At 72.2% G+C, this 22582-nt stretch carries 25 protein-coding genes and 1 tRNA gene; 9 read left to right on the top strand and 17 right to left on the bottom strand.

Annotated elements, in window-relative coordinates:
• Positions 1-71 precede the first annotated feature (71 nt).
• Both ACFY0P_RS11175 and ACFY0P_RS11180 read right to left on the bottom strand, forming a co-directional pair.
• Positions 72-2633 (bottom strand): MFS transporter, encoded by a 2562-nt coding sequence (locus tag ACFY0P_RS11175; protein WP_388909847.1) that lies wholly within the window; start codon positions 2631-2633, stop codon positions 72-74.
• A gap of 20 nt (positions 2634-2653) precedes the next feature.
• Positions 2654-3232, bottom strand: coding sequence for a MarR family winged helix-turn-helix transcriptional regulator (locus ACFY0P_RS11180; protein WP_388909850.1), 579 nt, complete (start codon positions 3230-3232; stop codon positions 2654-2656).
• Between the two features lie 205 nt (positions 3233-3437).
• Between ACFY0P_RS11180 and ACFY0P_RS11185 the strand changes: the two genes are divergently transcribed.
• Entirely contained in the window at positions 3438-3641 is a 204-nt protein-coding gene (locus tag ACFY0P_RS11185) for a hypothetical protein (protein WP_388909853.1), read from the top strand.
• A gap of 86 nt (positions 3642-3727) precedes the next feature.
• Here ACFY0P_RS11185 and ACFY0P_RS11190 read toward each other — a convergent pair whose 3' ends face one another.
• The 5 genes from ACFY0P_RS11190 to ACFY0P_RS11210 all read right to left on the bottom strand — a co-directional run bounded on the left by ACFY0P_RS11190 (position 3728) and on the right by ACFY0P_RS11210 (position 7463).
• Complete coding sequence (locus ACFY0P_RS11190; RefSeq protein ID WP_388909856.1) at positions 3728-4561, bottom strand: hypothetical protein; 834 nt, start codon at positions 4559-4561, stop codon at positions 3728-3730.
• A gap of 50 nt (positions 4562-4611) precedes the next feature.
• On the bottom strand, positions 4612-5538 hold the full coding sequence (locus ACFY0P_RS11195) for an RNA polymerase sigma factor SigF (protein ID WP_388909859.1): 927 nt from the start codon (positions 5536-5538) through the stop codon (positions 4612-4614).
• Between the two features lie 330 nt (positions 5539-5868).
• Positions 5869-6795, bottom strand: a complete 927-nt coding sequence (locus ACFY0P_RS11200; protein ID WP_388910115.1) for an RNA polymerase sigma factor SigF — start codon at positions 6793-6795, stop codon at positions 5869-5871.
• 186 nt (positions 6796-6981) lie between these two features.
• Complete coding sequence (locus ACFY0P_RS11205; protein WP_388909862.1) at positions 6982-7275, bottom strand: Dabb family protein; 294 nt, start codon at positions 7273-7275, stop codon at positions 6982-6984.
• A gap of 17 nt (positions 7276-7292) precedes the next feature.
• On the bottom strand, positions 7293-7463 hold the full coding sequence (locus tag ACFY0P_RS11210; RefSeq protein ID WP_388910124.1) for a hypothetical protein: 171 nt from the start codon (positions 7461-7463) through the stop codon (positions 7293-7295).
• Between the two features lie 278 nt (positions 7464-7741).
• Here ACFY0P_RS11210 and ACFY0P_RS11215 point away from each other — a divergent pair, with 278 nt between their 5' ends.
• Entirely contained in the window at positions 7742-7945 is a 204-nt protein-coding gene (locus ACFY0P_RS11215; protein ID WP_388909865.1) for a PLDc N-terminal domain-containing protein, read from the top strand.
• 45 nt (positions 7946-7990) lie between these two features.
• Here ACFY0P_RS11215 and ACFY0P_RS11220 read toward each other — a convergent pair.
• From ACFY0P_RS11220 to ACFY0P_RS11235, 4 genes are all read right to left on the bottom strand, one after another.
• Positions 7991-8075: transfer RNA gene (locus tag ACFY0P_RS11220), tRNA-Ser, on the bottom strand.
• A gap of 66 nt (positions 8076-8141) precedes the next feature.
• The gene (tadA, locus tag ACFY0P_RS11225; RefSeq protein WP_382724691.1) at positions 8142-8573 is read right to left on the bottom strand and encodes a tRNA adenosine(34) deaminase TadA; all 432 of its coding nucleotides are present in this window, start codon (positions 8571-8573) and stop codon (positions 8142-8144) included.
• 56 nt (positions 8574-8629) lie between these two features.
• A complete protein-coding gene (locus ACFY0P_RS11230) occupies positions 8630-9157 on the bottom strand; it encodes a hypothetical protein (protein ID WP_388909868.1) in 528 nt (175 codons plus the stop codon).
• A gap of 374 nt (positions 9158-9531) precedes the next feature.
• Positions 9532-9738, bottom strand: a complete 207-nt coding sequence (locus tag ACFY0P_RS11235) for a hypothetical protein (RefSeq protein WP_388909871.1) — start codon at positions 9736-9738, stop codon at positions 9532-9534.
• 116 nt (positions 9739-9854) lie between these two features.
• Here ACFY0P_RS11235 and upp point away from each other — a divergent pair, with 116 nt between their 5' ends.
• On the top strand, positions 9855-10490 hold the full coding sequence (gene upp / locus ACFY0P_RS11240) for a uracil phosphoribosyltransferase (protein WP_189262743.1): 636 nt from the start codon (positions 9855-9857) through the stop codon (positions 10488-10490).
• Positions 10491-10617: 127 nt separating this feature from the next.
• Here the strand turns inward: upp and ACFY0P_RS11245 are convergent, their stop codons facing one another.
• Both ACFY0P_RS11245 and ACFY0P_RS11250 read right to left on the bottom strand, forming a co-directional pair.
• Positions 10618-11286, bottom strand: coding sequence for a LytR C-terminal domain-containing protein (locus ACFY0P_RS11245; protein WP_388909874.1), 669 nt, complete (start codon positions 11284-11286; stop codon positions 10618-10620).
• Positions 11287-11398: 112 nt separating this feature from the next.
• Positions 11399-11695: a type II toxin-antitoxin system VapB family antitoxin gene (locus ACFY0P_RS11250; RefSeq protein ID WP_003999914.1), complete on the bottom strand. Its 297-nt coding sequence runs from the start codon at positions 11693-11695 to the stop codon at positions 11399-11401.
• Between the two features lie 112 nt (positions 11696-11807).
• Between ACFY0P_RS11250 and ACFY0P_RS11255 the strand changes: the two genes are divergently transcribed.
• Entirely contained in the window at positions 11808-13391 is a 1584-nt protein-coding gene (locus ACFY0P_RS11255) for a helicase HerA-like domain-containing protein (protein ID WP_388909877.1), read from the top strand.
• Positions 13392-13432: 41 nt separating this feature from the next.
• Here the strand turns inward: ACFY0P_RS11255 and ACFY0P_RS11260 are convergent, their stop codons facing one another.
• The 4 genes from ACFY0P_RS11260 to ACFY0P_RS11275 all read right to left on the bottom strand — a co-directional run bounded on the left by ACFY0P_RS11260 (position 13433) and on the right by ACFY0P_RS11275 (position 15727).
• Positions 13433-13561 carry a hypothetical protein gene (locus tag ACFY0P_RS11260; protein WP_388909881.1) on the bottom strand — a complete coding sequence of 43 codons (129 nt, stop codon included), beginning with the start codon at positions 13559-13561 and terminating at the stop codon, positions 13433-13435.
• A gap of 59 nt (positions 13562-13620) precedes the next feature.
• Positions 13621-13965, bottom strand: a complete 345-nt coding sequence (locus tag ACFY0P_RS11265) for a hypothetical protein (RefSeq protein ID WP_388909884.1) — start codon at positions 13963-13965, stop codon at positions 13621-13623.
• Between the two features lie 387 nt (positions 13966-14352).
• The gene (locus ACFY0P_RS11270) at positions 14353-15003 is read right to left on the bottom strand and encodes an HdeD family acid-resistance protein (RefSeq protein WP_388909887.1); all 651 of its coding nucleotides are present in this window, start codon (positions 15001-15003) and stop codon (positions 14353-14355) included.
• Between the two features lie 115 nt (positions 15004-15118).
• Positions 15119-15727 (bottom strand): HhH-GPD-type base excision DNA repair protein, encoded by a 609-nt coding sequence (locus ACFY0P_RS11275; protein ID WP_388909890.1) that lies wholly within the window; start codon positions 15725-15727, stop codon positions 15119-15121.
• Positions 15728-15875: 148 nt separating this feature from the next.
• Here ACFY0P_RS11275 and ACFY0P_RS11280 point away from each other — a divergent pair, with 148 nt between their 5' ends.
• From ACFY0P_RS11280 to ACFY0P_RS11300, 5 genes are all read left to right on the top strand, one after another.
• Entirely contained in the window at positions 15876-18554 is a 2679-nt protein-coding gene (locus tag ACFY0P_RS11280) for a penicillin acylase family protein (protein WP_388909893.1), read from the top strand.
• Positions 18547-19188 (top strand): GNAT family N-acetyltransferase, encoded by a 642-nt coding sequence (locus ACFY0P_RS11285; RefSeq protein ID WP_388909896.1) that lies wholly within the window; start codon positions 18547-18549, stop codon positions 19186-19188. The genes ACFY0P_RS11280 and ACFY0P_RS11285 overlap by 8 nt, the downstream gene beginning before the upstream one ends.
• Positions 19172-19648, top strand: a complete 477-nt coding sequence (locus tag ACFY0P_RS11290) for a cupin domain-containing protein (RefSeq protein ID WP_388909899.1) — start codon at positions 19172-19174, stop codon at positions 19646-19648. The genes ACFY0P_RS11285 and ACFY0P_RS11290 overlap by 17 nt, the downstream gene beginning before the upstream one ends.
• Positions 19645-20415, top strand: coding sequence for an SDR family NAD(P)-dependent oxidoreductase (locus ACFY0P_RS11295; protein ID WP_388909902.1), 771 nt, complete (start codon positions 19645-19647; stop codon positions 20413-20415). Before ACFY0P_RS11290 ends, ACFY0P_RS11295 begins: the two co-directional genes overlap by 4 nt.
• 242 nt (positions 20416-20657) lie before the next feature.
• Positions 20658-22559, top strand: a complete 1902-nt coding sequence (locus ACFY0P_RS11300; protein ID WP_388910118.1) for a copper resistance protein CopC — start codon at positions 20658-20660, stop codon at positions 22557-22559.
• Positions 22560-22582: the final 23 nt, after the last annotated feature.

Consider the following 22582-nt stretch of genomic DNA (forward strand, 5'->3'; position numbering starts at 1 on the left):
ATTGGCCTTATGGAACCGGCCCGTGGCGGACGCCTCCTTGTGGGCGCGCCCGCCACGGGCCGGAGTGGGAACTACTCGCCAGGGTGGGAGAGTTCGATGTCGTGGCCGTCGACGCCGGCACCGGTGACGTTCAGGGCCGTGGCGACCGGCGGGTAGCCCGTCGCGATCACGGTGTAGTCACCGCCGTCCAGGTCGGCGAAGGCGTACGCACCGTCCAGGCCGGTGGTGGACGTGCCGACCACGTTGCCCGCCGCGTCCACGAGGGTCACGCGGGCGTCGGCCAGCGGGCCGTGCGGGGCCCGTACGACACCCTGGAGCCGGGCGCCGGCGTCCAGGTCGACCTCGATCCGGGTGACCCCGGTGCCGGCGATCTCGACCGGCAGGGCGCGGGGCCGGTACCCGGCCGCGTTCACCGCGACCGTGACGACACCCGGCACCAGCTCGCCGAAGCGGAAGTCGCCCTGCTCACCGGTGGCCGCGGTGGCCAGCAGGTCGCCGCGCACGTCGGTGACGATGACCATCGCGTCCTTGACGGGGAGCGCGCTCCCGGCGCCGCGGACGACGCCGCTCAGGCCGCTGGTACCGCTCAGCAGGATGTCGTAGGGCACCGGCTCCTCGCCCACCACGACCGTGGAGGCCTGCGGCTGGTAGCCGTCGGCGGAGGCGATCAGCACGTACGAGCCCGCACCGGGCGCGTCCAGCCGGTAGGAACCGTCGAAGCCCGCGACCGAGCGGCCCAGCTGGCGGCCGGACAGCGAGATCAGGGTGACCGCGGCCTGCGCGACCGGCGCGCTCTCGGCACCGCGCACGTAGCCGTGCACCGGGGTGGAGCCGGAGCCCGCCGACTGCTCGGGACCGGCGATGGTGGCCACGGCGGCGAACTGCCGGGTGGCCTCGGCGGCGGCCGCGGCCTCCGTGGTGCCGCTCACGACCGGGGCGGCCCAGCTGGGGACCTGCTGCTCCTCGACGGGAGCCGCGACCGGCGCGGCGGCGGGCACGGTCTCCGGGCTTCCCGCGTTCTCGCCCTCGGCGGCCTGGGCCAGCCCGCCCTTGGTCCGCAGCGGGACCTCCTTGATGAACAGGCTGATCAGGAACGCGAGGGCCGCGAGGCCACCGGCGATCAGGAAGACGTCGGCGATGGCGTGGCCGTAGGCGCTCTCCACGAGGGTGCGCAGCGGCTTCGGGTACTTGCTCAGGTCCGGGATGCTGTCCGTGGACGAGCTGGAACCGGCCAGGGCGGCCTGGTACTTGGGGGAGAGGGAGGCGATGCCGTCCGTGATGTAGTGCGTGATCCGGTTGGCCATCACCGCGCCCAGGGCCGAGACGCCGACCGCACCGCCCAGGGACCGGAAGAAGGTGACCGTGGAGCTGGCCGAGCCGAGGTCGGACGGGGCGACCTGGTTCTGCGTGCAGAGCACCAGGTTCTGCATCATCATGCCGATGCCGAGACCCATCAGCGCCATGAAGATCGACATCTTCCAGTACGCCGTGTCGTAGCGGATGGTCCCGAGCAGGCCCAGGCCCGCCGTCACCAGCACGCCACCGCTGACCAGCCATGCCTTCCAGCGTCCTGTGCGGGTGATGAACTGCCCCGAGACGGTGGAGGAGATGAACAGACCGCCGATCATCGGGATCGTCAGCACACCGGACATCGTCGGGGACTTGTCGCGGGCCAGCTGGAAGTACTGGCTGAAGAACACCGTGCCGGTGAACATCGCGACACCGACGAACAGCGAGGCCAGCGAGGCCAGGGTGATGGTGCGGTTGCGGAACAGCCGCAGCGGGATGATCGGCTCCTTGGCCTTCGACTCGACCAGGATGAAGATCAGACCGAGGACGATCGAACCGCCGACCATCGCGTACGTCTGCCAGGAGATCCAGTCGTACTTGTCACCGGCGAAGGTGACCCAGAGCAGCAGCAGGGAGACGGCGGCGGCGACGAAGAACGCGCCGGCCCAGTCGACCTTGACGTCCCGCTTCACGACGGGCAGGTGCAGGGTCTTCTGCAGCACGATCAGCGCGATGACGGCGAAGGGGACGCCGACGTAGAAGCACCAGCGCCAGCCCAGCCACGAGGTGTCGGTGATGACACCGCCGAGCAGCGGGCCGCCGACGGTGGCGACGGCGAAGGTCGCGCCCAGGTAGCCGGAGTAACGGCCGCGCTCGCGCGGCGAGATCATCGCGGCCATGACGATCTGGGCGAGCGCCGACAGACCGCCGACGCCGATGCCCTGGACGACACGGCAGGCGATCAGCATGCCGGGGTTCTGCGACAGACCGGCGACCATGGAGCCCGCGACGTAGATGACCAGGGCTATCTGGACGAGCGCCTTCTTGCTGTACAGGTCGGAGAGCTTGCCCCACAGCGGGGTGGTGGCCGTCATGGCGAGCAGCGAGGCGGTGACGACCCAGGTGTAGGCGGACTGGCCGCCGCCGAGGTCGCCGATGATGTGCGGCAGGGCGTTGGTGACGATCGTCGACGACAGGATCGCCACGAACATGCCGAGCAGCAGCCCGGTGAGGGCTTCCATGATCTGCCGGTGGGTCATCGGGGCCTGCTCGGCGGAGCTGCCGGCGCCGCCTCCCCCGTGCTTGGCGTGAGCCCGCACACCGGCCGGTGTGGTCGTTGCCATGAGCTTCCTTTTCTTACGTCTTATACGGGTGTACGGGTGGTCGTCGGTTCGAGTACGGGCGTGGGGGCGCGGGCGGCGGAGGTGACCGTGACCCTGGCCTCGGCCGGGGGCTTCGCGGCGCCCGGGGCCGGCGCCGTGACGGCGGCGGGCCGCAGGTGCGGGGCCGTGGCCCGGCAGTCCCCGAAGCTGTCCCGGAGCCGGGTCATCAGCTGGATCAGCTGGTCGACCTCCTCGTCGCTCCAGTCACCGAGGCGCTCGGCGAGCAGTGCGGTGCTGCGCCGGGACAGGTCCACGAGGGTCGCCTCGCCCGCGGGGGTGAGGTGCAGGATGCGGGAGCGCTTGTCCGCCGGGTCGGGGGACCGCTCGATCCAGCCGCGCTCGGCGACGTGCGCCACGTGCCGGCTGGTCACGGACATGTCCACGGCGAGCAGCTCGGCGAGCTTGCTCATGCGCATGGAGCCGTGGCGGCCGAGCAGCGTCAGTACCGCCGCCGAGCCGGTCGGGCACTCCGGCGGCAGAATGCGGCCCAGATCCCGCTTCACGGCTCCGACCGCGCTGAGCTGACGCGCCAGCTCCTCGAACTGCGCCTGCTTCGCCATCCCGCACACCTCCTCACGACCGTATTCGTTGCTTGGGGCAACCATAGAACCGCTTGGTTGCTACAGGCAAATAAATCAGGCGGGGCGGGCATAAAAACTTGGCAAAGGCAAGTATTGTGCACGTAAACACGCAGGTGGGGCAGGCTGGACGTACGGGAGGCCCCCCACTTGGGCCGGAACCCCGGATTCGCTAGTGTCTCGGGCCATGGCTAACACCCAGGGCCCCCAGGGCAACTACGACCCCGCCGGCAGCACCCAGATGTTCCGCGCGTTCGTCGACGAGGCCCCGCAGACTCCTCAGCAGACGGCGACCACCTACTCCTCCTCCGGCCCCCGCCTCGGCCTGATCCTCGGCGTCGTCGCCGTGGTGGTCGTGGTGGCGGCGGTGGCCTGGCTCGCGTTCATGTAGGACAGCCGCCGCGGCGGCCGGTACGGCGGTCGCACCGGCGTACGACGAAGAGACCCGGGGTCGCGCGCCCCGGGCTTTCGTCGTGCTCAGCTCCAGTCGACCGTCACGACCCGGGTCTCGACGTGCATGCCGAGCGGCACCCGCCAGTCGTCCACGCAGACCGTCCAGGTCTTGGCCTTACGGGAGTCGGGCGCGACCGGGGCCGGCACGGGCTCCGTCGATGTGACCGTCGCCCAGTCGATGCCCAGCAGGTCGATGATGTGCGTGCCGAGGGTGACGGTGCCGGAACGGACCGCCGTGCCGCCGGAGTTGGTGAAGACGACGGTCACCTTCTCGCACCACCGCTTGTCCGTGGCCTCGCGGGTCGGGGTGCTCCAGGTGAGGGCGGCGGGTGAGGGCGAGGTGGAGGCCGAAGAGGTGCCGGGCCGAGGTGAGTTGGGCACCGCCGGATCGCTTCGTGGGGGCTGGGCGCCGTCGCGGCCGGAAGAGGAGCCGGGGGAACTCGTCGTGAGGGACGGCGAGATGGCTGTGGTGGCTGTGGTGGCGGTCGGTGTCGGCCCGTCCGTCGGAGCCGTCCGTCCGCCCGCCCCCTTCGCCCCGTCCAGCGGGACCAGCGTCACCGACCCCGTCGGCCGTGCCGACGTGCTCGCCGCGCCGCCTGCCGCGCCCACCGCCGTGTAGCCGCCGTTGCCGCCGCCTCCGCACGCCGTGAGTGCCGAGGCCAGGCAGGCGGCGACCGCCGAGGCCGCCGTGACGGTGCCCCACCGGCCGCCCGGCGCCCTGCGGGGACGCGCCGGGCCGACCGCCGGCGCCGCGGGGGTGTCGGCCCCGCGGCCACCCGGTGTCCTGCGGATCGGTGTCCGGTGGATCGGTGTCCGGCGGATCTGGGTCCTACGGATCTGCGTCCTGCGGAGCGGCATCGCGCCAGTGTGGCTGACGCTCCGTCAGTAAGGAAGCCGTAGGTGCGACTTCAGTCCGAGATCAGGCCCTCGCGGAGCTGGGCCAGGGTGCGGGTCAGCAGGCGGGAGACGTGCATCTGGGAGATGCCGACCTCCTCGCCGATCTGGGACTGGGTCATGTTCGCGAAGAAGCGCAGCATGATGATCCGGCGCTCGCGGGGCGGGAGCTTGGCGAGGAGCGGCTTGAGCGACTCGCGGTACTCGACGCCCTCCAGGGCCGTGTCCTCGTAGCCGAGGCGGTCGGCCAGGGAGCCCTCGCCGCCGTCGTCCTCGGGGGCCGGGGAGTCGAGGGAGGAGGCGGTGTACGCGTTGCCCACGGCGAGGCCGTCGACCACGTCCTCCTCGGAGACGCCCAGGACGGCCGCCAGCTCCGTCACCGTCGGCGAGCGGTCCAGCTTCTGGGAGAGCTCGTCGCTGGCCTTGGTGAGGGCCAGGCGCAGCTCCTGGAGGCGGCGCGGGACGCGGACCGACCAGGAGGTGTCGCGGAAGAACCGCTTGATCTCGCCGACCACGGTCGGCATCGCGAACGTCGGGAACTCCACGCCCCGTTCGCAGTCGAAGCGGTCGATCGCCTTGATCAGGCCGATGGTGCCGACCTGGACGATGTCCTCCATGGGCTCGTTGCGGCTGCGGAAGCGGGCCGCCGCGTAGCGCACGAGGGGGAGGTTGAGCTCGATCAGGGTGTCCCGGACGTAGGCACGCTCGGGGCTGTCCTCGTCGAGTGCGGCGAGCCGCAGGAACAGGGAGCGGGACAGGGTGCGGGTGTCGAGGTTCTCCGAGACCACCGGGACTTCCGGGGTCGGAGGGGCCTCCAGCGCTGGGGCGCCGTCGATCGCGCCATCGATGCTGTCGAGCACGTCGATGGCGTCGAGCTCCTTGGGCGCTGCCTCGCTGTTCGTGGGCGTGAGCACCTTCGAGCTGCCCTGGTCTGCGGACATGCCACCCCCTTTGGGTCGCGGGACGGTCGCGGCGGCGTTCCCTTCGAGGAACGATGCCTTCACCTGAATACCGGAGCCGGGGCCCCGGCAAACGCGCTTCCCGCAGAATGTCACATGTCGGCAACACGCTGTAGTGACATGTCGACATGTGAGAGGCGAATCCGCCCTGGAAGAAGGGGGTCTGACGCTTTTTCGACCCTCAACTGTCGGGAAGTGCGCTGGTGAGCGATTCGCTCGCGCCGGTGATGGCTCGATCCTGTTTGCGGTTACGGTCTCACCAAGTCGCCCGGGGCGGGTCTCGGACCGGTAACGGGCCCCCCGGGGCAGCCCCTAGGCCTCGATGCGGTTGGCCGAGCGCAGGCGCTGGAAGCTGCGGGCCAGGAGGCGGGAGACGTGCATCTGGGAGACGCCGAGCTCCGCGCTGATCTGGGACTGGGTGAGGTTGCTGTAGTAGCGCAGCAGGAGGATCCGCTGCTCCCGCTCGGGGAGTTGGACGAGCAGGTGGCGGACCAGGTCGCGGTGTTCCACGCCGTCCAGGGCCGGGTCCTCGTAGCCGATGCGGTCGAGGAGGCCCGGCAGTCCGTCGCCCTCCTGCGCGGCCTCCAGGGAGGTCGCGTGGTACGACCGGCCGGCCTCGATGCAGGAGAGCACCTCCTCCTCGCTGATCCGCAGCCGTTCGGCGATCTCGGCGGTCGAGGGGGAGCGGCCGAAGGCGGTGGTCAGGTCCTCGGTCGCGCTGTTGACCTGGACCCACAGCTCGTGCAGCCGGCGCGGTACGTGCACGGTGCGGACGTTGTCCCGGAAGTAGCGCTTGATCTCCCCGACGACGGTCGGCATCGCGAAGGTCGGGAACTGCACACCCCGGTCCGGGTCGAAGCGGTCGATGGCGTTGATGAGTCCGATGGTGCCGACCTGGACGACGTCCTCCATCGGCTCGTTGCGGGAGCGGAAGCGGGCGGCCGCGTAGCGCACGAGCGGGAGGTTCGCCTCGATGAGCGCCGCGCGCACGCGGTTGTGCTCCGGCGTGCCCGGCTTGAGCTCCTTGAGCTGTCCGAAGAGCACCTGGGTCAGCGCGCGGGTGTCGGCTCCCCGTCGCTTCTCCGGGGCGGGGGCGGCGGCTTGGGCGGGGGTGGCGGGGGTCTCGGTGAGGGCCTGGGCTGCGGTCTGGGCTGCGGTCTGGGCGGGGGGCTGGGCGGGATTCTGAGTGGGGGCGGGCGCCTCTTCCTGGGGCGGCGCAGAACTGGCCGACACGGTCAACGCCACCTCTTCATCGGTCAATCATCCGTCAAAAGCGGTCATAGCATCACAAGACATGTGCACTGTGTGCAAGCACCTGGTAACGTCGTGTTGGGTATTAATACTGGCAAGTTGAGGCATAAGGCGCAGTAAAGCCCCCCGCCGTCGCAGGCGAGGGGCTTGAGGGTCCGGATGCCGCCGTATGGCTCAGAACTCGTAGTCGGCGATCACCCATGTGCCGAACTCCCGCCACTGCGCCGCGGCGGCCTGGTGGGCCGGGTGCTCCAGGTACCGCTTGAGCGCGTCCCGGTCCTCGACCGCCGAGTTGATCGCGAAGTCGTAGGCGATGGGGCGGTCGGTGATGTTCCAGCCGCACTCCCAGAAGCGCAGCTCCTCGATCTGGCCGCGGAGGGCGGAGAAGGCCTCGGCGCCCGCGACGGCCCGCGGATCGTCGCGCTCGACGCCCTCGTTGAGCTTGAAGAGGACCAGGTGGCGGATCATGGGTACTCCCGGTGCGGCTACTTCGCCCCGTCGGCCAGCCAGGTGAAGAAGTCACCCACGGCCTTCGCGGCGTCCGATATGCCCTGAAAGACTATCTGGACCCAGTCCGCCGCCTTGGGCGGGTCAGTGATGATCACGTAGAGCGCGAAGATCACGAGTACGTAGACGGCGATCTTCTTGGCGTTCACCGCCACCTGGCCTCTCCCCTGTCACTTCCCCCGGGTTCCCCCGGTTGCCGGGCGCGAGTGTAACCCTCCGATCGTTTTGTATGACCAACGGCGCGATGGGTGCCGGGTTTTTTTCTCCGAATCTCCGAATCTTCGGAGCGTGAACCGATCGCGTGAACCGATCGCGTGAACCGATCGCATGAGCCGGGCGCGTGAACCGATCGCGGGGGTCGCTCCGATGAAGGGCCGAGGCATCGGAAGCGAACCCGGGTCACCCGGAGTCGAGAGGGAGAGTGCACATGCTGATGACGGCGACGGCCTTCGGGCTCATCACCCTGCTGATCGTGCTGGTCGTGGCGGCACTGCTCGACTGCGTCCGCACGCCGTCGGAGCGGGTCAGGTACGTCCCGAAGTGGCTCTGGGTGCTGTTCCTGCTCCACGCCCCGGTCTTCGGTGCCCTCGTCTGGAACTACGCGGGCAAGCGCCCCGAGCCGTCGGCGTAACGCCTGAGGGGTGGCTCCGAGTCGGAGCCACCCCTCAGGCGACAGCGGTAGCGGAGGGATTTGAACCCTCGGTGACTTGCGCCACACTCGCTTTCGAGGCGAGCTCCTTCGGCCGCTCGGACACGCTACCGAGGGAGACCTTACAGCACGCCGGGCCCTGCTCTGAAATCGGTATTCGGAGGCCCGGGAAGGCGCCTCAGCGGGTGCGGAAGAAGTCCGTGAGGAGGCGGGCGGATTCGTCCGCCAGGACGCCCTCGACGACCTCGGGGCGGTGGTTCAGGCGCCGGTCGCGGACGACGTCCCAGAGGGACCCGGCGGCTCCGGCCTTCTCGTCGCGGGCGCCGTAGACCACCCGGTCCACCCGGGACTGGACCAGGGCGCCGGCGCACATCGTGCAGGGCTCCAGCGTGACGACCAGGGTGCAGCCGGTGAGCCGCCACTCCCCGAGCGCCGCGGCGGCCCGGCGCAGGGCGAGGACCTCGGCGTGCGCGGTGGGGTCGCCGGTGGCCTCGCGTTCGTTGTGCCCGGCCGCGAGGACCGTCGTACCGTCCGGGGACAGCACGACGGCGCCGACGGGGACGTCCCCGCCCTGGACGGCCCGGCCGGCCTCGTCCAGAGCGAGCCGCATCGCAGCCCGCCAGCGGTCGCGTACCGGGTCGGGGGACCCGCAGGCCTCGTGGAGGGTCAGCGGACGGTCTCCAGGACGTCGGAGGCGCCCAGGGCCTCGGCGATCTCGCCGAGCGCGTCCTCGTCCAGGGAGAGCAGTTCCTTCGCGCTCACGCCCAGGTCGTCCAGGATCGCGGCGTCGCCGACCGGGCCGGCCGGCACGGCGGAACCGTCCGCGTCGTCGTCCTCCTCGGCATCCGGCTCACCGTCCTCGGTGCCGTCGAGGTCGAGGGCGTCCAGGTCGTCGTCTTCGTCCTTGGGCTCCCTTCCGAGCAGTTCGTCCGTGAGCAGGAGCTCGCCGTACGAGCTGCGGGCGGCGGCGGCTGCGTTGGAGACGAAGACCCGGGGGTCCTCCTCGCCGTCGACGCGCACGACGCCGAACCACGCGTCTTCCTGCTCGATGAAGACGAGCACCGTGTCGTCGGCGTCCGGCGCCGATTCCCGGGCCAGGTCGGCCAGGTCCGACAGGGTCTCCACATCGTCGAGCTCTGTGTCGCTCGCTTCCCACCCGTCTTCGGTGCGCGCGAGCAGTGCGGCGAAGTACACCGTGACTCTCCCACTGGTCTTAGGCGTGCCGGTTGGGGGTCCCCCCGGCGGAGGTTCTGGGCGGGGAGAGCTGTGCTCCGAGCCCCGCCCACTCGGAATCGTGGCAGAAACAAGGCGTTCAGGGGACGTCTTCGGCTCCCTGTGTCTGGCAGTTTTGATCGCACGTATGCAAAGAGCCATCCATGCGCCCGTCAACGCAGTCACCAGCGCACTCGTTGCCGCCACCTGCGGATCGTACGCGGGTTTTCCCGCGGCCCACGCACGGCCTTCCCCGTGACGGACCGCAACGCGCCACAAGGAGTGGATCTTTGCCGAAGGATCGGCTTTACGACTCTTGCCGACTCTTGGCGAGTCCTGCGGACTCCTGCCGATTCCTACCAGCGGAACGTCCGCATGCGCATCGCGTGCCGCAGGCGGGCCACCTTGGCGCGGCGGGGCTGGACCCGCTCGCGCAGCGCCCGCGCCTCGGCGAGCTCGCGCAGGAACCAGGCCCGGCGGCGCCGCCGCTCGGCCTCCGTCTCGCCCTCGGGCGCGCCGTACGCACGGTCCGGCCGCTCAGGCGGCTCAGGAAGCTCGGGCACGGTCACATCACCCCCAGTCCGACACCTCCACTTTCCCCCGGATGGGGGGTTTGATGCCAGGGTGGGGTCGCGCGGGCCTGCGCGAGGTGTGCGGGGGCGCGGTTACTGTTGTGGACATGCGTCTCCACGTCGTCGACCACCCCCTGGTCGCCCACAAGCTCACCACGCTGCGCGACCAGCGCACCGACTCCGCGACGTTCCGGCGGCTCGCCGACGAACTGGTCACCCTGCTCGCCTACGAGGCGACGCGGGACGTGCGGACCGAGGCCGTCGACATCCAGACCCCGGTGGCCGCCACGACCGGCGTCAAGCTCGCCCGCCCGCGCCCGCTGGTGGTGCCGATCCTGCGGGCCGGGCTCGGCATGCTGGACGGCATGGTCCGGCTGCTGCCGACCGCCGAGGTGGGCTTCCTGGGCATGATCCGCAACGAGGAGACGCTGCAGGCGTCCACGTACGCCTCGCGGATGCCGGAGGACCTCTCCGGGCGCCAGGTGTACGTCCTGGACCCGATGCTGGCCACGGGCGGCACGCTGGTCGCGGCGATCCGCGAGCTCATCAGGCGCGGCGCGGACGACGTGACGGCGGTCGTCCTGCTGGCCGCGCCCGAGGGCGTCGAGCTGATGGAGCGGGAGCTGGCGGGCACGCCGGTCACGGTCGTGACGGCGGCGGTGGACGACCACCTCAACGAGCACGGGTACATCGTGCCGGGGCTGGGTGACGCGGGGGACCGGCTGTACGGGGCGGCCGAGTAGCGAACCGCTCGCTTCGACGCCGCAGGGGCGCGGGCGCGTCGGCGGCCGCGGGTGCGTCGTGGCTTGTCGCGCAGTTCCTCCCCCGGCCTCGGCCGGGGGTACCCCCAGCGCCCCTTCAGGGCTCCTGTCAGCAGGTTTTCTTCGAAGTCGACGCTGTCGGGGTGGGGTTCGACAGGGCTGTGATGGCCTTGGCGGCTGTTGCCTGGGGGGTCAGGGTCTTGAAGGCGTTGCCGATGATCAGGTCCACGGCGGATCCCTTGCGGCCCGCCTCCGTGCGCTGGTCGGCTGCCGTCACCTGGGTGGCCAGGACGGGGAGCGAGGTCTTCAGCGCGGTGGCGGGGCCGAGCAGTATCGCCGTGCCCTTGACCTTCTGGTCGAACTTCGCCGGCGCGTTGCCGACGTCGCCGATCTTGAAGCCGCGCTTCTTCAGTTCGTCCGCGGTGTCCTTGGCCAGGCCCGTGCGGGTGGTGGCGTTGTAGACGTTCACCGTGATCTGGGCCGGCTTCGGGAACACCGCGGCCGAGGTACGGGCCGACGCACCGGCCGCGGGGCTCGCGCTCGCGGCGGCCTGCTTGACGCAGTCGCCCGACGAACCGGCCGCAGACGCCGTCCCGCCGCCGCCCGTGAAGACGTCGATGAGCTGCAGGGTGCCCCAGCCGACCAGGCCGAGCGCGGTGACGGAGGCGACCACGGAGAGGACGAGCCGGGCACGCCGCCGGCGCGGGCGCATGCGAGGGTATTTGTCCCCTGTGATCCGGTACTGGCCGCCCATGCCGGGGGGAGTCAGCATGCTCATGAGCGCAGCGTAGTGCGCCACGGGTTCGTTGACTAATAGATGATCATCCGACGTCGCGCGGTCCAACCCGAAAGGGCCAACCGGCGGCAAATGCCCGGTGGCTGGCGGGTGATCAGTCGAGTTCGAGCACGCGCGCGTGCAGCACCTGACGCTGCTGGAGGGCGGCGCGGACCGCGCGGTGCAGCCCGTCCTCCAGGTACAGGTCGCCCTGCCACTTCACGACGTGCGCGAAGAGGTCGCCGTAGAACGTCGAGTCCTCGGCCAGGAGGGTTTCCAGGTCGAGCTGCCCCTTGGTCGTCACGAGCTGATCGAGGCGGACCGGGCGCGGTGCGACGTCCGCCCACTGCCGGGTGCTCTCCCGGCCGTGGTCGGGGTACGGCCGGCCGTTTCCGATGCGCTTGAAGATCACACGGAAAGCCTACCGGTCCAGACGTTCCGGGCGCAGCCATGGCGACCGAGTGCGACGCTGGAAAAGACACCGTAAAGGTCATCAAGTGGGCTAAAGGGGAACAGGGGGTCCGATGATGAGTGCCGGTGACGCCGACGAAGCCGGTGCCACGACCCCGGCCACGGCCGCCACGGCCGCCGAGCAGGACCCCGCGGGCGCCGACGATCCCGTGGCCGACGAGATCGCCGCCGGGTACGCCTTCGCCGGTCAGGCGCTGGATCTCGGCGCCGTTCTGCGGGACGGCCGGTGCTTTCCCGGCGCACAGGTCCGCATCCCCCTCCCCATGCTCAACCGCCACGGACTGGTCGCCGGCGCCACCGGCACCGGCAAGACCAAGACGCTCCAGTTGATCGCCGAACAGCTCTCGGCGCACGGTGTCCCGGTGTTCCTGGCGGACGTCAAGGGCGACCTGTCCGGCGTCGCGCGGCCCGGGCAGGCGAACGACCGGGTCAGGGCCCGGGCGGGCGAGGTCGGCCAGCAGTGGACGGCGACGGGCTTCCCCACCGAGTTCCTCGCGCTCGGCGGCCTCGGCCACGGCATCCCCGTCCGCGCGACGATCACCAGCTTCGGCCCGCTGCTGCTCGCGAAGGTGCTCCAGCTCAACCGGACCCAGGAACAGTCCCTCGGCCTGATCTTCCACTACGCCGACACCAAGGGCCTGGAGCTGGTCGACCTCAAGGACCTCAGGGCGGTGGTCGCCTTCCTCACCTCCGCCGAGGGCAGGGCGGAACTGAAGGACATCGGAGGGCTGTCGACGGCCACGGCCGGGGTGATCCTGCGCTCGCTCACCGCGTTCGAGGCCCAGGGCATGGCGGACTTCTTCGGCGAGCCGGAGTTCGACACGGCCGACTTCCTGCGTACGGCCCCGGACGGCCGCGGCATCGTCTCGGTCCTCGAACTCCCCGCAGTCCAGGACAAGCCCCTCCTCTTCTCCACCTTCCTGATGTGGCTGCTCGCCGACCTCTTCCACGACCTCCCCGAGATCGGCGACGCCGACCGGCCCAGGCTGGTCTTCTTCTTCGACGAGGCGCACCTGCTGTTCGACGACGCCTCGAAGGCGTTCCTGGACTCGATCACGCAGACCGTGCGCCTGATTCGCTCGAAAGGGGTCGGCGTCTTCTTCGTCACGCAGACCCCGAAGGACGTACCGTCCGAGGTCCTCGGCCAGCTCGGCAACCGTGTCCAGCACGCGCTCAGGGCCTTCACTCCGGAGGACCAGAAGGCGCTGCGGGCCACCGTGCAGACCTTCCCGAAGTCGTCGTACGACCTCGAGGAACTGCTCACCGGGCTCGGCACCGGCGAGGCCGTGGTGACCGTGCTCGGCGAGCAGGGTGCCCCGACACCGGTCGCGGCGACCCGGCTGCGGGCTCCCGAGTCCCTGATGGGGCCGGTGGACGCGGCGGAGCTGGACGCGGCGGTGCGCGGGTCCGCGCTCCACGGACGTTATGCACAGGCTGTGGACCGGGAGTCGGCGTACGAGAAGCTGCAGCGGGCGCCGGCCGAGCCGCGGGCCCCCGAAGCCCGCAGGGAAGAACCGTCGCTGGTCGAACAGGTGGTCAGCAGCGGGATGTTCAAGTCCCTCGCCCGGTCGGTGGGTACGCAGCTCGGCCGGGAGATCACCCGGTCGCTGTTCGGTACGGCCCGCCGACGCAGGTGAGCCGGGCGCCCGCACGGGCCACCCGGCTCAGCTCCGCGGGATCAACCGCGCTTCTGCTCCCGCGGCCGCGGCCGCGGTGGTTCCGCCGTCTTCGTCTCCGGCTTCGGTGTGCTGCGAACGGCTTCCGCGCGCAGCAGGGCGCGCAGGACCGCGTACGGGTCTGAGGACATGACTGGGTTCCTTGCGTAGAGCTGACTGACCTGGGGGGAGTGCGGGACAGGCCGGTCGGTCAGCAGCGCAGGACCACGGTGCGCAGGAGGGGGGTCGCGTACGGCGGACGCGGTGCCGCCGGGCAGGGCCGGTGGCGGTCCGCCGGGCCGGCGGGCGCCGGGCCGGGGAGCGGTGCGGGACGCTGGGGTACGTCGGCGCGGTGGACGGCGCGGGCGGGTGGCCGTAGCGGGATGTCGAGGACGTCGTGCTCGACGGTCTCCGCCGAGACGGCCGGGGCGGCCACGGCGAGCGCCTCGGCCACCGTCGGGACGCCGGCCAGCAGCAGGACGAGCAGCAGCACGAGCGCCCGCGGCCAGGCGGGGCCTGACCGCGGGCGACGTCCGGTCGAGGGACCGCTGCTCATGCCGGTCATCTCCCCACGGAGTGGGCGGTGTTCATCGCGCGGGACGCGAGAACCGCTCGCTCGGCGTACCTGCGGGGCGCGAGGTTGACGAAGTGGACGGGGCGACGCCGACGGGGGCCGCGCTCGTGAAGCCCGTGCGGCTCGTGAGGCCCGTGCGGCTCGTGAGGCCCGCGCGGCTCGTGAAGCCCGCGCGGCTCGTGAAGCCCGTGCGGCTCGTGAAGCCCGCGCGGCTCATGAGGCCCGCGCCGCTCGTGAACCCTGCGCCGCTCACGAACCCCGCGCCCATGAGGCCCGCGCTCACGAACCCCGCGCCCATGAGGCCCGCGCCCATGAGGCCCGCGCACGCGAGGCCCGCGCTCACGAGGCGCGCGCTCACGAGGCCGGCGTTCACAGGGCCTGCGGGATCTGCTTGGCGCGGCCGCGGATGCCGAACGCCGTGACGATCTCGACGATGCCGACGACGACCAGCCAGATACCGGCGACGAGGGTGAGCACCGCGACCGACTTGAACGGCGAGACGATCAGCACGATGCCCGCGATGAACGTGACGATCCCGAGGAAGACCTGCCAGCCCCGCGCGGGCATCCGGGAGTCGGACACGGCGGCCATGGTCTGGGTGATCCCACGGATCAGCCAGCCGATGCCGATCCACAGGGCGAGCAGCAGGATCGACTCCATGGGGCCGCGGAAGCAGAAGAGGCCGAGCACGATCGAGAGCGCGCCGCTGATGAAGGCCAGCACGCGCAGCGAGGTCGCCCGGTGCGTGCCGAACGCGGCGACCAGCTGGAAGACGCCGGCGATCAGCAGGTAGATGCCGAAGAGCACGCCGGCGGCGAGCAGCGAGGCGCCGGGCCAGATGAGCACCAGGATGCCGAGGATCAGGGAGGCGATCCCGGTGAGCAGGACGATCTGCCAGGCGGCCCGGGAGAGGGCGTGCAGCGGTCCCTCGAGGGGCGGTTCGGGCTCATGCCGAGCGGTGCCGGTGGCGTGCGCCTTCCGGTCGTCGTCGGCGGGGCCGGTGCTGGGGGGCTCGGTCATGGTTCCAGCTGAGACCGGAGGAGGCGGCCGTGCCAGCAGGGAGGGGCTGATCGGATGACGCCCCGAGGACCACGGCCGCCCTGCCCGCCACGCGCGCCCTACGGCTACCCCCGCACTACTTCGCCCCGCCCTTCGCGGCCTTCGCCGCCGCCTTCATCTCCTGCTTGTGGGCCCGCACCTTCGCCAACGACTCGGGCCCGGTGATGTCGGCCACCGACCGGTACGCCGCCGCCTCCCCGTACGCCCCGGCCGCCTCCCGCCACCCCGTCGGCGTCACCCCCAGCTGCTTGCCCAGCAGGGCCAGGAAGATCTGCGCCTTCTGCTTCCCGAAGCCGGGCAGTTCCTGGAGCCGCCGGAGCAGCTCCGCCCCGCTGTCGACGTCACGCCAGATGCCCTCGGCGTCACCGTCGTAGTGCGCGACGAGGTACTGGCACAGCTGCTGGATTCTCTTGGCCATGGAGCCGGGGTACCGGTGCACGGCCGGCTTCTCGGAGAGCAGCGCGGCGAACGCCTCCGGGTCCTGGGCGGCGATCTCATGGGCGTCCAGGTCGTCCGTGCCCATGCGCTGCGCGATGGTCGCCGGGCCCTTGAACGCCCATTCCATCGGCACCTGCTGGTCGAGCAGCATGCCGGTGAGCGCGGCGAGCCTGCTGCGGCTGAGGAGTTCGTCGGCCTCGGGGTCCTGGGCGAGATGCAGGGCGGGGGAGTCGGCGTTGGCGTCCATGGCTCGATGATCCCGCGCCCGGACCGGCACCGCGCGCCCGCGACCGCCCGCCCTCCCCCGGTCCCGTCGACTCCCGCACCTTTCGCGTACGATTCCCCCGCGATTCCTATTAGGTAAGGCTAACCTCACAAAAAAAGGGGGTCACCGGGTGACCATCGAGACGTACCGCGACGCCTGGGGCATCCCGCATCTGCGGGCGGGCGACGCCCTCGAACTCGCCCGCGCGCAGGGCCGGGTCACCGCCCATGACCGGGCCTGGCAGCTGGAGGTGGAACGGCACCGTGCGCAGGGCACGTCGGCGTCCTTCCTCGGCGCCCCCGCCGTCGCCTGGGACGTCTTCGCCCGCCGGGCCCGCCTGGCGGACACGGCGAGACGCTGTTTCGAGGCGCTGGAGAGACGGGACCCGGAGACGGCGCGGTGGGTACGGGCGTACGTGGCCGGCGTCAACGAGGGCCTGCCGGCCGGCGCGGCCCGCACGCCCGAGTTCGCCCGCACCGGTCTGGCCTCCGGCACCTGGGAGCCCTGGCATCCGCTGGGCGTCTGGCTGGCCACCCACATCCTGTTCGCCGGCTTCCCGGCCAAGCTGTGGCGCGAGGAGGCGGTACGGCACCTGGGCGAGGAGGCGGTCCCCCTGTTCGCCACGGACGGCCCGGGCACCTCCGGCAGCAACGGCTGGCTCCTCGCCGGGTCCCGCACCACCACCGGCCACGCCCTCCTCGCCGGCGACCCCCACCGCTTCATCGAGGCGCCCGGGGTCTACCAGCAGATCCACCTCTCCTGCCCGGAGTTCGACGTCATCGGCCTGGCGGTCCCGGGCGTCCCCGGCATCGCCCACTTCGCCCACACGGGCACGGTCGCCTGGTCCATCACCAACGCGATGGCCGACTACCAGGACCTCTACCGGGAGCGCCTGCGGCGCACGGAGACCGGCGTGGAGGCCCTCGCCCCGGACGGCACCTGGACCCCGGCCGACCACCACACGGAGACGATCGAGGTCTCCGGCAACCCCCCACTACAGATCGACCTGCTCGAAACACCCCGGGGCCCGGTCATCACCGAGTACCCGAAGCCCGAGCCAACGCCGCACCCCCCGACGGCCGCCGCCGACATCCGCCTGCCACAGCCCCCACCGGCTCCCACCAAGCAAAGCCGCACGTCTCCGCCCGCCCCCGCCGCCCAACCCACCACCGCGCCCGCTCCACCAGCCACCGACGGCGGCCCGCCCCCGCAGGGCCCACCCGCAGCCGACCGCGAAGGCTGCACGTCCCCGCCCGCCCCCGCCGCCCAACCCACCACCGCGCCCGCTCCACCAGCCACCGACGGCGGCCCGCCCCCGCAGGGCCCACCCGCAGCCGACCACGAAGGCTGCACGTCTCCGCCCGCCCCCGCCGCCCGCCCCGCCCCCGCGCCCGCTCCGTCGGCCGCCGACGGCGGCCCGCGCCCGCAGGGGCCACCTGCAGCCGACCGCGAAGGCCGCACGTCTCCGCCCGCCCCCGCCGCGCGACCCGCCCCCGCGCCCGCTCCGTCGGTCGCCGACGGCGGCCCGCCCCCGCAGGGCCCACCCGCGGCTGACCACGAAAGCTGCACGGGTGGTGCGGGTGGGAAGACGTACGCCGATGGCGAAGCCGAGGCGTTGGCGCTTCGGTATCCGCCCCGCGTCACCGGAGACCTCGGCTTCAGCGCGCTCCTCCCCCTCCTCCGCGCCCGCGACGTCGCCGACGTCGACCGGGCCTTCGACGCCTGGGCCGAGCCCGTCAACGTCGTGCACGCCGCCGACACCGCCGGCGGCCTCCTCCACCGCGTCGCCGGCCGCGTCCCCGTCCGTTCCCACACCAACCGCACCCGGCTCGCCCCCGCCTGGCTCCCCGGCCACGACTGGCAAGGCTGGCACGAGATGCCGTACGCCGACCTCACCGACGGCGTGGCCGTGATGGCGAACCAGCGCGGCCCGGCCGCCCCCCTCGGCGTCGAGTTCGCCCCACCCCACCGCGCCGACCGCATCCGCGCCCGCCTCGACGAGCGCCGCACCTGGTCCGTCGCCGGTATGCCCGCGATCCACACCGACACCCACCTCGCCTCCGCCGCCCCTCTCCTCGACCACCTGGCCGCCCTCGACGACCTCACCCCCGAGGCCGGCGAGCTTCGCGACCGTCTCCTCGCCTGGGACCGCCGGATGGACGCCGACAGCACCGGCGCCGCCGCCTACGCGGCCGTACGCTCCGCCGTCGTACGGCGCCTCGCCGCCCACCCCGCCTTCGCCGCGCTCGCCGAGCCCCCGGCCCTCCCCGAGGTCCTGCTCCCCTGGCTGGCCCTCACCCCCCGTATCGGCTTCGCCCTCGAACACCTCCTGAGGGCGGAGGAGTTGTACGGCGTCGACCGCCCCGCCGTCGTCCGCGCGGCCGTGGAGGAGGTCGCGGCCGATCCGCCCACCGGGACCTGGGGCGACACCCACCGCCTCGCCCCCTGGCGGGCGCTGCCCGAGCCGTCGTACGACGGACCGGGCCTGTCCGGCGACCACGACTGCGTGCTGTGCACCTCCGCCGTCCCCGGCCTCACCGACCGCTCCGCGCGCGGCCCGGCCGCCCGCTACGTCTGGGACCTGGCCCGCCGCGACGACAGCCTCTGGGTGGTCCCGCTTGGCGCGGACGGCGTCCCCGGCGCACCCCACCACACCGACCAACTCACCCTGTGGCTCGAGGGAGAACTGGCCCCGGTCGTCACCGACTGGGCCCGTCTGGAACGCGTGGACCTCGCAGATCTCACAGATCCCACAGATCCCACAGATCCCACAGATCCCACAGACCTCACGGAGAACACCTATGCCTGAGCGCCACGAGCACGCCCCTGTCTTCGAACACCCCGTCCCCCGCTTCGGCACCGTCCGGCTCCGTCCCCTCGACGCCGAGCGCGACGCGGCCGTCGTCCACACCTGGGTCAGCGCGGAACGCGCCGCCTTCTGGGGCATGACCGGCCTCACCCGCCCCCAGGTCACCGAGATCTACGCCCATATGGCGACCCTCGACACCCACCACGCCTACCTCGCCGAGAAGGACGGCGACCCGGTCGGGCTCCTCCAGACGTACGAGCCGGCGGCCGACCGGGTGAGCGAGTGCTACGACGTCCGCCCCGGCGACATCGGCGTCCACGTCCTGCTCGCCCCGGCCGGGCCCGAAGGCCCCCGCCCCGGTTGGACGCAGGCCCTGCTGACCGCCTTCACGGCGTACATCCTGCGCGCTCCCGATCGCCACCGCATCGTCGTGGACCCGGACGTCCGCAACGCGAAGGCGATCGCCCGCTTCCGGCGCCAGGGTTTCGAGCTCGGCCCGGCCGTCGTCCTCCCCGAGGTCGACCTCCCCGACGTCCACCTGCCCGAAAAGCGCGCTCAACTGGCTTTTCTCACCCGGCCGGTAGCCTTCCCCAATGTCCTCCTCGACCCCGAGCCCGATGCCGACCCCCGATGACCTCATCGCCCACTTCGGCCTGCAGCCGATCCCCCGCGAAGGCGGCCTGTTCCGGGAGACCTGGGCCGGTCCCGCACGCGCCGACGGCCGCCCCGAGGGCACCGCGATCGTGGTCCTCCTCACCGCGGACGACTACTCGGCCCTGCACCGCCTCCCCACCGACGAGATCTGGCACTTCTACCTGGGCGACCCGCTGGAGCTCCTGCTCCTCGCCCCGGACGGCACCACCCGCGCCCCGGTCCTCGGCCCCGATCTCCTGGGCGGCCAGCACATCCAGCTGACTGTCCCGGCCGGCACCTGGATGGGCGCCCGCGTGGCTACTCCGGGCGCCTGGACCCTCTTCGGCTGCACCATGGCCCCCGGATTCACCTTCGAGGGGTACGAACACGGGGACGTGGCCCACCTCACGGCGCGTTACCCGTCCGAGGCGGCCCGTATCACGGAACTCTGCCGTCCATGACGAACCATCTCCTGGAAGGACAGACCGCCCTGGTCACGGGCGCGAGCGGCGGTATCGGCCGGGTCATCGCCCGGCGCCTGGCGGAGGAGGGCGCGGCGGTGGCCGTGCACTGCCTCACGGCGGTCCGGGCGGCGCAGGAGGCGGCCTCGGCCATCGTGGCCCTCGGCGGCAGGGCGACGGTCGTACGGGGAGACCTGAGCGACGAGGAGACCTGCCACCGCGTGGTCCGGGAGGCCGCGGAGTGGGGCGGCGGACGGCTGACGGCCCTGGTCAACAACGCGGCCGTACAGCCCGTACAGCCCCTGCCCGGCATGACCGCGGCCGACTGGCGCGCGGTCGTCGACACCGACCTCACCAGCGTCTTCGCCTGCACCCAGGCCGCCGCCGAGATCATGCGCGCGCTGCCCGGCGGCGGCACGATCACCCACATCGCGTCCATCGAGGCGACCCAGCCGGCCCCCGGCCACGCCCACTACAGCTCGGCGAAGGCGGCGGTGGTCATGCACGCGCGGGCGGCGGCCCTGGAGTACGGCCGCCTCGGCATCCGCGTCAACACCGTCTCCCCGGGCCTGATCGACCGGGAGGGGCTGGCGGAGGACTGGCCGGAGGGGGTGCGGCGATGGCAGGAGGCGGTGCCCACGGGCCGGTTGGGGAGCGCGGAGGACGTGGCGAACGCGGTGGTCCTCCTGGCCTCGCCGCTCGCGTCCTGGATCACCGGCCACGACCTGGTGGTGGACGGCGGGGTGTCGGCGCGCCCGACGTGGTGACTCCTTCAGCGGCCGAACTCAAGCGCCCCGTAAGGGGCGCGGAGCCGTGTCGGTGTGCGGCTCACCCGCGCGGACGCGATCAGCCCCCGACTCACCCGCAGACAAAGTGAGCGCTACAGGCTTCCCAGCCGTATGACCCGAGAACGCGTGTTTCCGACCTCGGAGCGGGTGACGTGAGCGAAGGACACGACAAGCGGCAGGCGCCGGCCGGCAACCACAGGAACCGGAGGAACCACAGGGCCCTGCGCGCCCTCGCGCTCCTGGGCACCCTCCTCGCCGCCCTCCTCCTCGCCTCGGCCGGCCCCGCCTCCGCGCACGCGGCCCTGCGCGGCAGCGACCCCGCCGACGGCGCCGTGCTCAAGTCGTCACCGCGCTCCGTCACCCTCACCTTCACCGAGTCCGTCGGCCTGCTCGACGACTCGTTCCGGGTGTACGACCCCACCAACCACCGGGTGGGCACCAGCGAGGCCGAACACGGCCCGGCCGGCTCGGACACCGCCCGGATCACCTTCCCGAAGAAGCTGGGCACCGGCACGTTCACCGTGGCCTGGCGGATCGTCTCGGCGGACAGCCACCCCGTCTCCGGCGCCCTCACCTTCTCCGTGGGCAAGCCGTCGGCGACCACGGCGACCGTCTCCACCGGCCCTGTCGAGAACCCGGTCACCGGCAGCCTCTACAACATCGGCCGCTACGTCGCGTACCTCGCCGTGGCCCTGCTCATAGGCACCGTCGCCTTCCTGGCCGTCTGCCGCCCGCCGGACCCCGCCCCCCTCCGCACACCGATCCGCACGGCGTGGTGGGCCCTCCTCGCCGCCACCCTCTTCCTCTTCGTCCTGCGCGCCCCCTACGAGGAGGGCACCTCCCCGGCGACGGCCTTCGACCTCTCCGCCCTCGCCAAGTCCGCGACCGCCCGCCCCGGCCTGGCCCTGCTCGCCAGGATGGCCCTGCTGGCGCTCACCGCCGCCCTCTACCTCCTCCTCCGCAAGCGGGTGAACCGCGACCGCCCGTCCAGCCCCCTGCTCGCCACAGCCGCCGCTCTCTCCGCCGCCCTGGCCCTGACCTGGGCGGCGGCGGAACACGCCTCGGCCGGCATCCAGGTACCGCTGGCGATGACGTCGTCGGTCCTGCACCTCCTGTCGATGGCGCTCTGGCTGGGCGGCCTCACGGCCCTCCTCATCACCCTCCAGCGCTCCGCCACGCCCCTGCCCGCCGCCGTCGTCACCCGCTTCTCCCGCGTCGCCTTCGCCGCGGTGACGGTCCTCGTCGTCACCGGCGTCTACCAGTCCTGGCGCGGCCTCGGCTCCTGGCAGGCCCTCACCGACACGTCGTACGGCAGGCTCCTCCTCGTCAAACTCGCCGCGGTGACCCTGCTGCTGGCGGCCGCCTCGCAGTCCCGCCGCTGGACGGCGAAACTGGCGCCGGCCCCGGCCGTGACGGCCGTCGACCGCGTCCCGCTGCCGGTCGGCGCCCCGGCGGACCTGTCGGCCCCGGCGGACCCGACGACCGCGGCGGATCGAACGAGTGCGGCGGCCCCATCGACCGCGGCGGCCCCACCGACCGCTGAGGAGTCGTCGACCGCGGAGAACTCGTCGGCCGCGGAGGACCCGCGGACCCTCGACGCCGCACCGCCCGGCACCTCCACCGGCAGCCACCGGGCCGCCCTGCGCCGTTCGGTCCTCGCCGAAGTGGCCATCGGCGTCGCCGTCCTGGGCATCACCACGATCCTCACCGGCACCCTGCCCGGCCGGGCCGCGGCCGAGGCGGCCGGGTCGGAAACGGCGTCGGACACGGTCGGCATCCCCGCGACCTCCGTCTCCATGGTGCCCTTCGACGTCGGCACCCCGAACGGCCACGGCAAGGTGCAGATCACCCTGGACCCGGGCCGGGTCGGCGCGAACTCCGTGCTGGCGGTCGTCTTCGGCCCCGACGACGGCATCTCCACCGTCCCCGAACTCCGCCTGTCCTTCACCCTCGCCGCCCAGAAGATCGGCCCGCTCCCCGCCGACGTGACCGACCGCGGCGGCTATTGGGCCGCCGACTCCGTCAACCTCCCCATCGCGGGCGAGTGGACGATGACGGTGACGGTACGGGTGTCCGACCTGGACCAGGTGACGGTGACGAAGAAGGTACGGATCGCCGCCTAGCCGCGCCCGCCCGCGCCCGCCCT

This window comes from Streptomyces sp. NPDC001714, assembly GCF_042892755.1.
Lineage (GTDB): Bacteria > Actinomycetota > Actinomycetes > Streptomycetales > Streptomycetaceae > Streptomyces.

Excerpts from the sequence above, each read along its gene's own strand:
- ACFY0P_RS11175 (WP_388909847.1), bottom strand. The coding sequence starts at position 2,633 with ATGGCAACGACCACACCGGCCGGTGTGCGGGCTCACGCCAAGCACGGG.
- ACFY0P_RS11180 (WP_388909850.1), bottom strand. The coding sequence starts at position 3,232 with ATGGCGAAGCAGGCGCAGTTCGAGGAGCTGGCGCGTCAGCTCAGCGCG.
- ACFY0P_RS11185 (WP_388909853.1), top strand. The coding sequence starts at position 3,438 with ATGGCTAACACCCAGGGCCCCCAGGGCAACTACGACCCCGCCGGCAGC.
- ACFY0P_RS11190 (WP_388909856.1), bottom strand. The coding sequence starts at position 4,561 with ATGCCGCTCCGCAGGACGCAGATCCGTAGGACCCAGATCCGCCGGACA.
- ACFY0P_RS11195 (WP_388909859.1), bottom strand. The coding sequence starts at position 5,538 with ATGTCCGCAGACCAGGGCAGCTCGAAGGTGCTCACGCCCACGAACAGC.
- ACFY0P_RS11205 (WP_388909862.1), bottom strand. The coding sequence starts at position 7,275 with ATGATCCGCCACCTGGTCCTCTTCAAGCTCAACGAGGGCGTCGAGCGC.
- ACFY0P_RS11215 (WP_388909865.1), top strand. The coding sequence starts at position 7,742 with ATGCTGATGACGGCGACGGCCTTCGGGCTCATCACCCTGCTGATCGTG.
- tadA (WP_382724691.1), bottom strand. The coding sequence starts at position 8,573 with ATGCGGCTCGCTCTGGACGAGGCCGGCCGGGCCGTCCAGGGCGGGGAC.
- upp (WP_189262743.1), top strand. The coding sequence starts at position 9,855 with ATGCGTCTCCACGTCGTCGACCACCCCCTGGTCGCCCACAAGCTCACC.
- ACFY0P_RS11245 (WP_388909874.1), bottom strand. The coding sequence starts at position 11,286 with ATGAGCATGCTGACTCCCCCCGGCATGGGCGGCCAGTACCGGATCACA.
- ACFY0P_RS11255 (WP_388909877.1), top strand. The coding sequence starts at position 11,808 with ATGATGAGTGCCGGTGACGCCGACGAAGCCGGTGCCACGACCCCGGCC.
- ACFY0P_RS11260 (WP_388909881.1), bottom strand. The coding sequence starts at position 13,561 with ATGTCCTCAGACCCGTACGCGGTCCTGCGCGCCCTGCTGCGCGCGGAA.
- ACFY0P_RS11265 (WP_388909884.1), bottom strand. The coding sequence starts at position 13,965 with ATGAGCAGCGGTCCCTCGACCGGACGTCGCCCGCGGTCAGGCCCCGCC.
- ACFY0P_RS11270 (WP_388909887.1), bottom strand. The coding sequence starts at position 15,003 with ATGACCGAGCCCCCCAGCACCGGCCCCGCCGACGACGACCGGAAGGCG.
- ACFY0P_RS11275 (WP_388909890.1), bottom strand. The coding sequence starts at position 15,727 with ATGGACGCCAACGCCGACTCCCCCGCCCTGCATCTCGCCCAGGACCCC.
- ACFY0P_RS11285 (WP_388909896.1), top strand. The coding sequence starts at position 18,547 with ATGCCTGAGCGCCACGAGCACGCCCCTGTCTTCGAACACCCCGTCCCC.
- ACFY0P_RS11290 (WP_388909899.1), top strand. The coding sequence starts at position 19,172 with ATGCCGACCCCCGATGACCTCATCGCCCACTTCGGCCTGCAGCCGATC.
- ACFY0P_RS11295 (WP_388909902.1), top strand. The coding sequence starts at position 19,645 with ATGACGAACCATCTCCTGGAAGGACAGACCGCCCTGGTCACGGGCGCG.